The 11,187-nt window shown below is 71.3% G+C and carries 14 protein-coding genes; 5 read left to right on the plus strand and 9 right to left on the minus strand.

Going from position 1 to position 11,187, the window contains the following annotated elements; all coding sequences use genetic code 11:
* Window positions 1-222: 222 nt before the first annotated feature.
* The 7 genes from B207_RS42590 to B207_RS34575 form a co-directional block, all read right to left on the minus strand.
* A complete protein-coding gene (locus B207_RS42590; RefSeq protein ID WP_084692215.1) occupies window positions 223-1,287 on the minus strand; it encodes a protein kinase domain-containing protein in 1,065 nt (354 codons plus the stop codon).
* Window positions 1,176-1,790, minus strand: a complete 615-nt coding sequence (locus tag B207_RS0119100; RefSeq protein WP_154675467.1) for a PaaI family thioesterase — start codon at window positions 1,788-1,790, stop codon at window positions 1,176-1,178. Before B207_RS0119100 ends, B207_RS42590 begins: the two co-directional genes overlap by 112 nt.
* A gap of 76 nt (window positions 1,791-1,866) precedes the next feature.
* On the minus strand, window positions 1,867-2,289 hold the full coding sequence (locus tag B207_RS37025) for a MazG-like family protein (RefSeq protein ID WP_018638192.1): 423 nt from the start codon (window positions 2,287-2,289) through the stop codon (window positions 1,867-1,869).
* A gap of 73 nt (window positions 2,290-2,362) precedes the next feature.
* Entirely contained in the window at window positions 2,363-3,769 is a 1,407-nt protein-coding gene (locus tag B207_RS0119110; RefSeq protein WP_018638193.1) for a lamin tail domain-containing protein, read from the minus strand.
* 153 nt (window positions 3,770-3,922) lie between these two features.
* Window positions 3,923-4,303 carry a DUF6204 family protein gene (locus B207_RS0119115; protein ID WP_018638195.1) on the minus strand — a complete coding sequence of 127 codons (381 nt, stop codon included), beginning with the start codon at window positions 4,301-4,303 and terminating at the stop codon, window positions 3,923-3,925.
* 158 nt (window positions 4,304-4,461) lie between these two features.
* Window positions 4,462-5,322, minus strand: a complete 861-nt coding sequence (locus B207_RS0119120) for a TIGR03620 family F420-dependent LLM class oxidoreductase (RefSeq protein WP_026311223.1) — start codon at window positions 5,320-5,322, stop codon at window positions 4,462-4,464.
* Window positions 5,323-5,374: 52 nt separating this feature from the next.
* Window positions 5,375-6,058 (minus strand): hypothetical protein, encoded by a 684-nt coding sequence (locus B207_RS34575; protein WP_018638200.1) that lies wholly within the window; start codon window positions 6,056-6,058, stop codon window positions 5,375-5,377.
* Between the two features lie 356 nt (window positions 6,059-6,414).
* Between B207_RS34575 and B207_RS0119135 the strand changes: the two genes are divergently transcribed.
* The 5 genes from B207_RS0119135 to B207_RS34585 all read left to right on the plus strand — a co-directional run bounded on the left by B207_RS0119135 (window position 6,415) and on the right by B207_RS34585 (window position 9,530).
* Window positions 6,415-6,759: a PadR family transcriptional regulator gene (locus B207_RS0119135; protein ID WP_026311224.1), complete on the plus strand. Its 345-nt coding sequence runs from the start codon at window positions 6,415-6,417 to the stop codon at window positions 6,757-6,759.
* Window positions 6,756-7,808, plus strand: a complete 1,053-nt coding sequence (locus B207_RS0119140) for a hypothetical protein (protein ID WP_018638206.1) — start codon at window positions 6,756-6,758, stop codon at window positions 7,806-7,808. The genes B207_RS0119135 and B207_RS0119140 overlap by 4 nt, the downstream gene beginning before the upstream one ends.
* A 267-nt stretch (window positions 7,809-8,075) precedes the next feature.
* Entirely contained in the window at window positions 8,076-8,420 is a 345-nt protein-coding gene (locus B207_RS0119145) for a PadR family transcriptional regulator (RefSeq protein ID WP_018638208.1), read from the plus strand.
* On the plus strand, window positions 8,417-8,740 hold the full coding sequence (locus tag B207_RS41655) for a hypothetical protein (protein ID WP_018638209.1): 324 nt from the start codon (window positions 8,417-8,419) through the stop codon (window positions 8,738-8,740). The genes B207_RS0119145 and B207_RS41655 overlap by 4 nt, the downstream gene beginning before the upstream one ends.
* Window positions 8,697-9,530, plus strand: a complete 834-nt coding sequence (locus B207_RS34585) for a hypothetical protein (protein ID WP_230205108.1) — start codon at window positions 8,697-8,699, stop codon at window positions 9,528-9,530. Before B207_RS41655 ends, B207_RS34585 begins: the two co-directional genes overlap by 44 nt.
* Here the strand turns inward: B207_RS34585 and lnt are convergent.
* On the minus strand, window positions 9,459-11,018 hold the full coding sequence (gene lnt, locus B207_RS0119155) for an apolipoprotein N-acyltransferase (protein WP_154675469.1): 1,560 nt from the start codon (window positions 11,016-11,018) through the stop codon (window positions 9,459-9,461). The genes B207_RS34585 and lnt overlap by 72 nt on opposite strands.
* The coding region (locus tag B207_RS0119160; protein ID WP_018638214.1) for a transposase at window positions 10,931-11,187 on the minus strand (257 nt) is incomplete at its 5' end. The genes lnt and B207_RS0119160, both read right to left, overlap by 88 nt.

Raw genomic sequence — 11,187 nt, forward strand, 5'->3', positions numbered from 1 at the left:
CGGAAGGGGCGTGCCGGGCTGGCCCCGGCAGCGCCTGGTCAGGCCCGGATGTGTCGTGGCCCGATCCCATCATCAGCCCGGCCGGATGGGTCTGCCCCGAGCTGGGTGTTCATCACCTGTTTGCCGAGGAAGCACCTCGGCGGGCCCGTCCGGGCGCTGGCTCCCGGGCCTGGGCAGGCCGATGTCGCGCCGCTCCGGGTCGCCCGGGGGGACCGGTCGCTCTCAGAGGCGCCGGTCCCACACCGTGAACCGGATGGTGCTGACCCTGCCGTCGTAGGACTGCACCTCTCCCGCGGCGATGAGGGGTGTCTCCGTCCCGAGCAGGCAGAACCGGGCCCCGGGATGGTTGACGAGAGAGTCCACCGGACGCAGGCGCAGCTCCTGGGCACAGTCGGCGGCGGTCGGCGCACCGGGGGCGTTCCACTCCGCGAGCCGCTTGCCGAGCAGTCGTCCCGACAGCACGTGGAAACTCGCGGACGCGTCCGTGACAACCAGCGGCAGCGAGTCGATGACCAGCGAATCCCGGTCGTAGGCGTCTTCCTGCAGCAGCAGCACCTCCTCTGCCAGCAGCCCCGCCTGCGCCGGCCCCGGCGGGGCCGGCGGGGAGTCCGACAGTGCGGCGACCGGCGGATCCGCCGCCGACGAAGCCTGAGCCGGCGAGGGAACTGGACCCGCGCCGGGTTCCGCTGCCGCGAGGGGCGCAAGCTGGTAGCGGGTGATCTCACCGGCGACCGTGGCGGGCAGCCAGCCCTCGCCGACCCGCAGCCGTTCGTCCGTGGACGCCTGCCGGCACAGCTCGATGAGTTCCGCCGGACGCGGACGATCCCCCGGCGCCTTCTCCACGCACCGGGCCAGTACCGCCCGGATCTGGTCGGGGCAGCGCCGCCAGTTCGGGCTCTCGTACGCGATCCGGTGGAACACCGCGCTGTCGACGCCGAACGGCAGCTCGCCGGTGGCGGCGTAGTAGGCCGTCGATCCCAGCGCGAACACGTCGCCGGGGGGACCCAGATCGTCGCCGCGCACCCGCTCCGGGGCCATGAACGCGGGCGTCCCGAAAAGGACGCTCGGATGGGTGCGCGAACTCGAGCCCTCGACAGCCCGGGAGATTCCGAAATCGATCACCCTGGGGCCGTCAGCAGCCAGAATGATGTTTCCTGGTTTCAGATCGCGGTGGATCAGGGTTCCATGACGAGGCAGGTGGTGCTGGCCGTGGCCACGACGCGGCCGTCCACGTCCCGGACGTCGCCTTCGGCAAACGCGGCCCGGCGGCCGGGCCGCACAATCCATCCGTGCGCGGTCAGCGTGTTCACCCGGCCGGGGATGAGGCGGACGGGACGCACATAACTGACCTTGAGCTCCAGGGAGGTGTAGGCGACTCCGGCGGCCAGCGTGGTGTGCACCGCGCAGGCGGAGACGGTGTCCAGCAGAGTGCAGACGAGCCCGCCGTGCACAACGCCGATCGGGTTGTACGCGGACTCGTCCGGCTCGCAGGTGAAGACCACGTCACCGACCTCGACCGAGACCGGGCGGAAGTCGAACACCTGGGAGATGGGCGGCGGCGGAACCGTCCCGGCCACCATGCCGCGCAGGAAATCCAGGCCGGACATTCCCATACCCAGCGCAGCGGTGGCGGCGGGGTCGTCCCAGCTGATGGTTTTCCGCCGCCGGCCAGCGGTCCGCTGTTCCCCGATCTCTCCGGGGGGAGACGTTTCCGGTGACACTCCACCCTGCCCCGGCTCGGCGGGCTGCAGCTCGACGGGTACGCGAGTTTCCGGGGTCTGCGATGGCATGGTCCGGAGCCTAACCCGGGCCTGCGGGCCCTTCGAACGGATGCGGACAATCATCGGCACCCGCCCGCACGGACCGTCAGTCGGTCGCGGCTCCGGCTCCGGCTCCGGATGCGGCGCCACCAAGTGCCTCGCCACCCGGCATGCCGCCACCCGGCGCGCCGCCGTCGACGGCCGCGATCAGCCGGGACGTCCTGGCGGTCACGTGGGCGGCGAAGCGGTCAGCCCAGTCATCGGTCACGGAAGCCGCGGCGACCAGTGCGGACAGCGCGACGTCCAACAGTTCGTCCACCAGATGCTGCTCGGAGGAGAACCCCTTGCGCGGGTTCTGGCCCCGCAACCCGATCAGCGCCGCGCTCGCCTCGCCGCACTCCTCCGCCACCTTGACCACCCGCAGCGCCAGCGCCTCGTCGGGGCCGATCGACCGCCGGCCGTCGTTCACGTCGAGCGCACGCACGACGGCGTCGATCGCGGCGACAGGCAGCAGGGCGCCCGGCCTCACCGGACTGCTCGGGGGGATGTCCACCGCCCCGACGGTACCGGCCCGGGCAGGTGGCTCAGCCCGAGCAGGTGGCTCAGCCCGAGCAGGTGACGGCGCCCCGCCGCAGCGCGTGGCTGGCGTCGTTGCTGTCATCGGACCAGACGACAGGCTTGCGGCCCGCCGAGCAGGTCTCCGCCGGTGCGATGGCGAACCCCTCGTTGTTGTAGTTCGACATGCCGGTGGGACGCGTGTACACCGCGGTGGCGGCGAACCGGCCCTGGGCGTTGACAGCCAGCGTCGCGGTGCGGCCCTGGCAGGTGTCGTCGCAGGCCGCCCACAGGTGGCCGGTCGCCGGCTCGTACTCCAGGTCCATGACGCCCGCGAGACCACTGGTGATCGTGGCGATCCGGGTGTAGCCGCCGCCGGCCTGGTCGAGCGCGTAGGCGTAGACCGTCGCGTTGGCCTCGAGCCCGACGAAGTACAGCCCGGTGCCGTGGCCCGGGTAGGCGACCGGGTTGTAGACGGCGCCGGCATGCTCGTCGTGGAAGCCGTGTGCGGTGAGGTAGGAGTCCGGGATCCAGGAGATGGCCTCGAGCCCGCTGTTGGCCGCCACCGCGGGCAGATCGGCGGTGAGGTTCCACTCCGCGGTCGCGTTCAGCGAGGTCGCCGTGGAGGCGATGTCGTAGCGGAGCACCTTCAGCAGGCTGGTACTGCCGCTGCTGTTGTTGCGCTCGGTGGCGACCAGCGCGCCGTCCGGGGTGATGACGACACCTTCCGCGTCGGGGTCGCCGGACCCGTTCGCGTAACGCAGGGTCTTCCCGCTCCCCCAGCCGCCGGACGTGTCAGGGGCCCAGTTCGTGCCGTTCGTGCCGTTCGGGACGAGACGGTAGAGGCGCCCGGCGCCGTTCTTGACCGCCCAGAGCACACCGGAGCTCTCGAAGGACAGCCCACTGAGGTTGGTTCCGAACACGTTCGTGCCGTCCGCGACGGCCACGGCGGAATCGCCGGGCCAGGCAACGACGGGCACCGGGCACACGTTCGCTGCTCCGCGGGTCGGCGCCGTCGTGGTGGCGAAGGTGCCGGTGCCGTCCGGGCACCGCCCGTAGGTCGTCGACGCATGCGACGTCCAGGAGTACGAGTCCACCAGCGACGTGCCGCCGGCCTGGTACAAACGCACCGAATCCGAACTGCCGAGGCCGAACTCCGGGTCGACGTCGAGGACCACCCGGCCACCGGACGCGAGCGACGTTCCCGACTCGACCGCGAAAGCATGCGAGTTGTCGTTATCCTTCACGACCCAGCCGGAAATACTCACCGACGTCCCGCCGGTGTTCACGAGTTCCACCCAGTCGCCGGGCGAACCCCCGCTCGACTCGACCTCGTTGATCCGGACACTGGCCGGGCCGTCCGCCGAGGCCGGCAGGACAGACAGGCCGAGCGAGACAAAGGCCAGGAGAACAGCGACGGCCAGTCGCGTTCTTCCACGGGAGGATCCGGACACGCAGCCACTCCTTCTCGCGGGTCAACCGGCAGGAGAAAGCACACTGTGCTCATTGCCGAGCCTCCCGCGCCCCGCGGACCGGAGCCTGAACCCGCGGCCAACACGACCCGCAGTCTGGATGACCACACGTCGCGGCGACGCAGGGTCGGCCCGTCAGGCCCGCTGGTTGCGGCGCTGCTCGCGACGAGCCCGGGCGCCGGGCGGTGCCTGCGGGACCTCGTCGGCGCGGCTCGTCAGGTGCTTGTGGCGGTAGCCGTGCTCGTCCAGCCATGCCAGCGCGCGGGTCTCACCCCGCGCTGCCACCGCGGCCGATTCGATGTTGGTGCCGGCGGCGGTGTCGACGTCGACGGTGATCTCGAACCGGAAGGTGAAGAACGGCCGGGCGTCGATCTCGTAGGTGAGGGTGCCCTCGGAGGTGAAGGCGGCGCGCAACGGCTCATGCTCCGCCGCGTGCGCCGCCAGTTCGGCGCGCTGCTCCGCGGTGAGGTCGGCGAAGGCGCCGCGGACGATGACTCGGAAGGTTCGGGCACTCACCGGCCTCACGGAACCATCCCGGCGCGCTCACGTCCACGGAATTTCGGGCACCCGGAGACGTCCGACGGGTCTCGGTACGCCGCCCCGGCGCGGGGCAATCGCACAGGCGGGCCACCATCATCGCGGGCTGCAACGGACCGAGAGGAAGATTTCCCGGGTCAGGGCAGTATGGCCTCAGCAAATCGGCGCAACAACCCACCGAAAGGACCGGAACCCTTGTCGCCACCGGCGTCACCGGTGATACGCAGGACAACCTGGTCAGCTCCGGCGGCATGGTACTCACGGACGCGGGCGACAATGGAGTCGACGTCCCCCCAGGCGGTCACCGCGTCGAGAAACCTCGGTTCCAGGCCATCGATCTCCGGCTCCGTGAACCCCATGCGGAGGAAACTGCGCCGGTAGCCAGGTGTGGTGACGAAGAACCGCAGGCTCTCCGCCGCCGTCGCCCGCGCGGTGGCCGGATCGACCTCGGGAATCACCGCCAACAGCACCGCCAGTGCCGGGCCCGCGCCGAGAGTCGCCCGTGCCTTCCCTACATAGTCCGGGGTGACCAGGTAGGGATAGGCGCCGGACGCCCGGTCGCGGGCCAGCGCGAGCACGGCCGGACCGAGCGCGGCAAGAACCCGTGAGGACGCGGGCACGCTTCCGGCACTGGTTCCAGCGTCACGCCCGTCCAGGGTGTCGAGATAGGCATTGAGGGACCGCAACGGCCGGGGCCCGTGCGCGCCGCCGAGACCGACCACGAACCGGCCGGGGAACGACTCCTCGAGGTCCGCGTAGGTGCGCGCCACCTCGGCCGCCGGCACCACATCTACCGGGATGATGCCGCTGGCCGCCTGGATCCGCCCCGTTGCCCGCACGATCCGGTCGATGACGGGCAGGTTGTTACCCTGGCCGCCCGCCAGCCACACCGTGGAGTAGCCGGCCGCCTCCGCCTCCCGCGCGAGGACGATCTCCGCGTCGGGCCGGTCCGCCGCAAGTCCGGATGCCGCGATTCCCAAGGGTCCAAGAGTCACCACGCTCCGCACAACCGCGACCCACCCGGCCGTGTTCCCCGTCACCCGGCCGGTCTCAGCCTGCCTCGTTCTCCCGCGCCTCGGCGAGCAGTGCACGAAGGTCGATGCCCTCCTCCGCGTGCACCCGGCACCGTGTGTTCGCCGTGTCGCCGGGAAAGTAGCTGATGGCCCACCGCCACTCGGTCCCGGGCGGATGGTGCTGACGCAGCAGGACGAGAAGCGGCTCCGCGGATCCGACGACGTCCAGATGGTGCTGTCCGCGCCAGGGGCGGTGCCGGGGCGCCGGCACCTCGGGGACCCGCGTCCCTCGCCGGCGAAGTTCCTCGACGACCTCGCCCGCCGAGGTGCCCAGGTCTACGAGCACACCGCCGATGACGGTCGGATCCGCGTAGAGGACAGCGAGAAGCCAGTGCTCCCGTTCGGTCTCCGGCCACCCCCAGGCAAACGCGAACCCCTCCGCCCTGCCCTTGATCTCGTGAGCGCTGGGTCCGAGAGTTGTCGCTCTCCCCGCGTCGCGTTCCACCTCCGCCGGGTCGTATCCGAGCTGTTCAGACCGCATGCGGACACGCTCGGCACGTACGGAGCGAAGACGTTCGGAAGTCACCCCGAGATCAGCCAGCAGATCACGGACACCGGACGGCTCGGTCGCGAGCGCAAACAGGACGTCGAACCCGTCGACAGAATTCCCTGCGCTCTGCCCGGCCTGGGCGAACGCCTGCTGAACGATGGTTACGGACATCCGATCCATGCGGGTCACACTATCGCCCGCGGGAACACATCCCGAACCACAGGAATGGGCATCCCGTAAGCGGTCGCGAGCACCGGTCATCCCATGCCGCCGCAACCGGTACGTCCTCACCCACAGTCGGCCAGAACACCGGTTCCGCGGGACGAACGGGCCGTCCCAGGCGTGATCTACAGCGTCGCGCCGGGGCCGCGCGAGGAACTGTTCGAGCCGTATCCGGTGGAGGCCGCCAGGCTCCTCGCGGCCGAGCGGGTCCGCACGCCCCTCACCTGAGCCCACCGACCCGACCAGCCCACAGACTCGGCGACGCTCGTCCCGGCGCAGTAAGATCATGAGTATATTCTGACGATATGAGCATGGAGGAGATCCGTGAGCCGACCTTCCTGGTCCTCGCGGCACTCGCCGACGGGGCAAAGCACGGCTACGCGTTGATCAAGGAGGTCGAAGGCATCTCCTCGGGTCGGGTGACACTGCGGGCGGGAACCCTCTACGCCGCCCTCGGCCGCCTGGCCGAGGGCGGGTTGATACACCAGAGCGGCGAGGAAGTGGTCGACGGACGGCTCCGGCGCTATTACGACCTCACCGAAGCCGGCGCCGAAGCCCTGGCCGCACAGACCACCCGTCTGCGGCAGAACGTCGTCGAGGCCGACCGCCGGCTACGCGCGCGGGCTCGCCTGGGAAAGGCACCGGCGTGACCGCGCGTCTGGAGGCGGTCTACCGCCGGCTGCTGCGTTGCTACCCACCCCGGTGGCGGCAGGAGCACGAGGACGAGATCGTCGCCACGCTGCTGGACGTCGCGGACGCCGGCCAGCGAACCAGGCCGAGCGCCGGTGAGATCGCGAACCTGGTCGCCCACGGCCTGGCCGCCCGACTCGGCGCTTCACGCGGCCTGGTACCCGCCGTGGTGTGGCACCGGGTCGCAGTCCTGGCCCTCGCCTCGGTGGCCACCCTGTCGTTGAGCCTGTTCATCGTGGCGGAGGTACTGCCCGTGCCGTTCTCGGCGGCCGGAGGCTACGTACCGGACCGCTCCGGGCTGACCTTCGGCCCGTTCGTCACGCTCGGCGCAGCCTTCTACCCCCTGCCGGTCCTCGCCTTCGCCGCCGCCGTGGTCGGCGCCCGGCGCACGTCCCGCGCGCTGTTGGGCCTCACCTGCCTCGCGGTGTGCGCCGTTCTACCGGCCGCGGCGTGGAGCGACGCCGAACGGCCCGTGCTGTACCTGCTCGTGACGTTGGGCCTACTGGCGGGGATGGCTGCGGTCGGCATGCCACCGATGGTCCCCCGCCGCGACCTGCTCGCCACCACGGCGCTGTTCGGCCTGCTGCTGGCCTGCGCAGCCGTCTACGGTGTCGTGTACTACCGCCCGACCTACCCTGGTAACGGCTGGAACCTGCCGCTCGTCGCCTACCGCGGCCACTATGGACTTCTCGCCGCGGTCGGGTCGACGGTGCCGGCCGCCGTCATCGTCGGCGCCGCCGTCGCGACCGTGGCCAGTGTGCGGCGTCCCGGCTGGATCGTGGCGGCTTTCGTGGTCGGCGGGTCGTGGTCAGTGATACCCGTGGCGGCGTCGATCCGCTACCCCCGCTGGGGATGGGGGTACGACAACTACGCCATCCTCGGCTTCGTGTTCGTCTTCGCCCTCATCGCCCTGGCCGCCGCCGTCGATCTGTTTCGCGCCGCGGACCTGAGAATCGTGCGGAACCCGGGCCTGTCATCCACCGGCCGCGACGCCGCCGAGCCCGAGTAGTGTGCCGGCGGAACCAGGGTGAAAGTGCATGCCGTACGTCGCTCCTGCCGGGACATACGATTCATGGCGTGGGTGGGTCCACGCATAGCCCGCCGCATTTCCTGGACGTCGACGGGCCGCTCATTCCCTTCGGTGGATCGACGACCGACCACCCGACCTAAGGCCGCGTTCCCGGTACGTCCGGCCGGAACGGCCGTCAGCCATCCGGCCTCGGCGTCACCAGCTACCGGCACCGGCATATATCGATCGTCGGTATATGCTGTCGAAGTGGGTATCGAGGACATCCGCGAGCCGACCTTCCTGGTCCTCGCGGCACTCGCTGACGGGGCCAAACACGGGTACGCGGTGATCCGGGAGGTCGAGGCCATCTCCGACGGCCGGGTGACGCTGCGGGCGGGCACCCTCTACGCCGCTCTCGGCCGACTGGCCGACCAGGGGCTGGTGCGTCAGAGCGGCGAGGAGGTGGTCGACGGGCGACTCCGGCGCTACTACGACCTCACCGACGCCGGCGTCGAGGTTCTCGCCGCACAGGCCGCCCGCCTGCGACAGAACGCCGCCGAGGCCGACCGTCGACTTCGTTCACGGCCTCGTCCAGTGCAGGCACCGGCATGACGGCCCCGCGGCTCGAGATCGTCTACCGCCGTCTGCTGAAGTGCTACCCACCCCGGTGGCAGCAGCGGCACGCGGACGAGGTCGTCGCCACGCTCCTGGACGTCGCCGACGCGGAGGGACGCACCAGGCCGAGCCCCGGCGAAGCCGCGAACCTGCTCGCCCATGGCCTCGCCGCCAGGTTCGGCGCCTCGCTGGACCTGCTGCCCGCGACGGTGCGGAACCGCGTCGCGGCCATGGCGTTCGCTTCCGTCGCCACTCTCCTGCGCCCTTTTCGTCGTGGCCGAGGTGCTACCCCGGCCGTTTCCGGCCGACGGGGGTAACTGGCGGGACGAGTCTGGTCTGACCTTCGGCCCGTTCGTCACCATGGGCGCGGCCCTCTATCCCCTGCCGGTCCTCGCCTTCGTCGCGGCCGCGGCGAAGGCCCGCCGCGTCGCCCGCGCCATGCTGGGGCTCACCTGCCTCGCGGTCCTCACGATTCTTGTGTTGCCGCTGGCCACCCCTTCGATGGACGCCGAGCGGCCGCAGTTGTATCTGCTCGCCGTGCTGGGCGTGCTGGCAGCGCTGGCGGCGGGCGGATACTCGGCGGGGGTTTCCCGCCGCGACCTGTTCGGCGCCGTGGCGCTACACGGCCTGCTCCTCGCGGGTGCGACAGCTCTCAGCGTGTCGCTGTTCCGCCGGACCTACCCCAGCGACCACTGGAACTGGCCTCTTCACGCCTACCGTGGCTACGGCGGCCTGCTCGACACCGTCGAGATGATCGTGCCGGCCGTCGTCGCCGTCGGGGCTCTCCTCGCGACCGCGGCCAGCGTGCGGCGACCCGGCTGGATCGTGGCGACCTTCACCATCGGCGGAATCTGGTCGCTTCTCCCGATCGCGGATTCCATCCGCTACGGCCGCTGGGCCTGGGAGAACACCTACGCCGGGCTCGGATTCCTGTTCGTCTTCGGGCTCATCGCCCTGGCGGCGGTCGTCGATCTCTTCCGTGCGGCCGGGCTGAAGGTCGTGCGGACCTCGGATCCGCCACACAACACTTCTGGCTCACCGGCCCGGGCCGAGCCGAGCACCTTCACCACGAGGTCGACGCTGCCGGGCCCGCCACCAGCACCGTAAAGCCCTGGCCTCGTCACTCGAACAACGCGATCGGTACCGGCGGAGCGCCCGCACCGCGGCACCGAGTGCGACGGCCGCGACGACGGCGAGCGAGCCGTGCGGTACCCAGTCGCCGAGGCAGGCGTACAGGGTGCGGGTCGCACCGGCCAGCGGCAGGTCGACGACGTAGGCGCCGCGCTCGTCCGTGCCCAGGCGGAACAGCTGCCGGCCCGAGGTGTCGAAGGCGGTGGACACGCCGGTCAGCGTGGCGTGCAGGACGGGCCGCCCCGACTCCACCGCCCGCAGCGCTGCCAGGCTCGCATGCTGGTCGGGTGCCCAGCTGTCCTGGAATGTCGAGGTGGCCGACTGGACGACGACCACATCCGCGCCGTCGTTCGCCAGATGACGGGCCAGGTCCGGGAAGGCCGACTCGAAGCAGACCAACGGACCGAGCCGGACCGTCCTGCCGTTCAGTTCCCCCGCGTCGAGCACGGTGAGCCGGTCACCCCTGCGGCGGTTCTCGGCGGCCGCCTCGGTCACTGCGGTCAGCCAGCCGAGGACGGGGCGCAGCGGGATGTACTCCCCGAAAGGCACCAGCCGCATCTTGTCGTACCGCCCGCGCGGGCCGTCCGGGCCGACCAGTACCGCCGACTTGTAGATCCCCCCGCCCCCGTCGTCGGGGCTGGCGTCCTCGCCGGCACGCCGCGCGTCGGTGTTGACCAGGATCTGGACACCGAGCGCACGGGACAGCTCCTCGATCTGGCGCAGCCGTGCCTGATCATCGACGAGATCGAACCCGACGCTGCTCTCCCCCCACACGACCAGGTCGACTCCGGCGCCGGCCAGGGTCCTGGTGGCCCCCACACCGTCGGTGAACCGCGCGTCGGCACCGTGGACGACGCCTGGCTGGACGACGCCGACAGTGAGCGTGCCGGTGGTGGCCGGGATGGGGATGGCCGCCGCGCATGCCACCATCGTGGTGACGAGGAGGCCGGCGGCGAGCGCGGGGCCGGCCCGCCGCCAGTCCCGGGACGGTCCCCGCCGCGGCGGCCGCGCGCCTGGCATGACCGCGGCGGCCACCAGCAGGTTGACGGCGGCGAGCAGGAAGCTCAGCAGCCATGTCCCGCCGACGGCGGCCAGCGGCAGGACCGGTCGGGCGTTCCACTGGCTGGCTCCGAGCAGCGCCCAGGGCCCGCCGAAGCCCTCCCACGACCGGACGAACTCGCCGACCACCCAGGCAGACGGGACGACCAGCACCCAGCCGAGACGGCACACCCCGGGCAGGCGGGGGGGCAGGCGCGGGCGCAGCGCCGTCCAGACCAGGACGCCCCACGGCATCCAGGTGGCGCCGAGCGCCAGGCCGAGGAGGACGAGAAACGGACCGGTGGTGGGCGCGAGCCAGTAACAGGTGACTCTGCTGCTTAATTCGCGGTCGGGGTTGTGCGCTGCTGGCTGAGGCGGGTGAGTCTGCTGGTGCGGGGTGTGAAGGGCGGCTGGTGGGGGTTCCAGTGGGCGTCGAGGCGGATGACGTTGACCGCGGTGGCGGAGAAGGCGTGTTGGAGGCGGGTCTTGGGCAGGCCGCGGTAGCGGGCGTTGCGCAGGCCGGTGACGTCGAGGGCCTGGTTGATGGTTCCTTCGATCCCGGCGCGTAGGGCGTAGCGGGTCTTCCAGGTGTCGG

Source organism: Parafrankia elaeagni (assembly GCF_000374165.1).
Classification (GTDB): domain Bacteria; phylum Actinomycetota; class Actinomycetes; order Frankiales; family Frankiaceae; genus Parafrankia; species Parafrankia elaeagni.

What these genes read in the sequence shown, in the direction of transcription:
- B207_RS42590 (WP_084692215.1), bottom strand. Translation starts at nt 1,287, where the DNA reads ATGGATTGTGCGGCCCGGCCGCCGGGCCGCGTTTGCCGAAGGCGACGT.
- B207_RS0119100 (WP_154675467.1), bottom strand. Translation starts at nt 1,790, where the DNA reads ATGCCATCGCAGACCCCGGAAACTCGCGTACCCGTCGAGCTGCAGCCC.
- B207_RS34575 (WP_018638200.1), bottom strand. Translation starts at nt 6,058, where the DNA reads ATGTCCGTAACCATCGTTCAGCAGGCGTTCGCCCAGGCCGGGCAGAGC.
- B207_RS0119135 (WP_026311224.1), top strand. Translation starts at nt 6,415, where the DNA reads ATGAGCATGGAGGAGATCCGTGAGCCGACCTTCCTGGTCCTCGCGGCA.
- B207_RS41655 (WP_018638209.1), top strand. Translation starts at nt 8,417, where the DNA reads ATGACGGCCCCGCGGCTCGAGATCGTCTACCGCCGTCTGCTGAAGTGC.